1 protein-coding gene is annotated in these 1,162 nt (G+C 60.4%); it reads right to left on the bottom strand.

From position 1 onward, the window contains the following. Positions 1-1,096 (bottom strand): IS256 family transposase (locus tag EV683_RS14235; protein WP_131863228.1); only part of this gene is annotated, 1,096 nt, incomplete at its 3' end. Positions 1,097-1,162: the final 66 nt, after the last annotated feature.

Genomic DNA, 1,162 nt, shown 5'->3' with positions numbered 1-1,162 from the left:
CGTCGCTCGGAAACGAGCCCCGGTTCTTGGTCAATTTCCGCAAGCTCATGTTCACCGACTCGATGGCGTTGGTTGTGTAGATGACCTTGCGAATCTCCGGCGGGTAGTCGAAGAACGGAATCAGACGCGACCAGTTCCGTCGCCACGACTGGCCGATGGGCAGGTATTCGTCGTCCCACTTGTCCTCGAACTCGCCGAGGCGGATTTCGGCTTCCTCGGCCGTGGCCGACTGGTATATCCGCCGCAGGTCGGCCGCCACCTCCGGCCGCCGCTTCCACGAGACGTAGTTCAGGCTGTGCCGGACCAGGTGGACGATGCACAGCTGGACGGTCGCTCTGGGGAACACCGCCTCGATGGCTTCCGGGAAACCCTTCAGTCCATCGACACAGGCGATGAAGACGTCCTGCACGCCCCGGTTACGCAGTTCGGTGACCACCTGCAACCAGAACTTGGCGCCCTCGTTTTGGGCCAGCCAGAGGCCCAGCACCTCCTTCTCGCCCTCCATCGTGATGCCGATGGCCAGATAAACGGCTTTGACCCGGACCGTCCCTTCCCGCACCTTCACATGAATGCAATCGAGATAGACGATGGGGTAAATCGGGTCGAGCGGCCGGGATTGCCAGACCTTCACTTCGTCGCTGACGGCATCGGTGACCGACGAAATCAGGCTGGGTGAAACCTCGGTGCCGTACATCTCTGCCAAATGCGCCTGGATCTCGCGCACCGTCATGCCGCGGGCGTAGAGCGACAGAATCTTGTCGTCAAAACCGGCCCAGCGGGTCTGGTGCTTGGGAATTAACTGCGGCTCAAAGCTGCCGTGCCGGTCGCGCGGCACTTCAATGGGCAGTTCGCCAAAGTCGCCCTTGAGCGTCTTCCGGCTCTTGCCGTTACGGGTGTTACCCGAGGCGTTGACCACCGGCTCATGCTTGCCGTGACCCAGGTGCGCGGTCATCTCGACTTCCAGCGCCCGTTCCACGACCAGCTTGGTCAGGTGCTTCAGCAGCCCTTCTTCGCCTATCAGGTCTTCGGGTTTCTTGTAGTTGGCCAGCAAACCAGCCAGCAGTTCTTCAGGTACGTCGTGCTTCTTCTTGCTCATTGTGACTCCGGACAAGTCGGCAGTTTCCTGCCAAAAGTCCGTTTACACAAAATTCTGCACACCCTC

Origin of the sequence: Crenobacter luteus (genome assembly GCF_004345725.1) — a bacterium.
Lineage (GTDB): Bacteria > Pseudomonadota > Gammaproteobacteria > Burkholderiales > Chromobacteriaceae > Crenobacter > Crenobacter luteus.
Note: the sequence above shows the minus strand (reverse complement) of the source record. Positions and strands in the feature narration are given on the sequence as shown.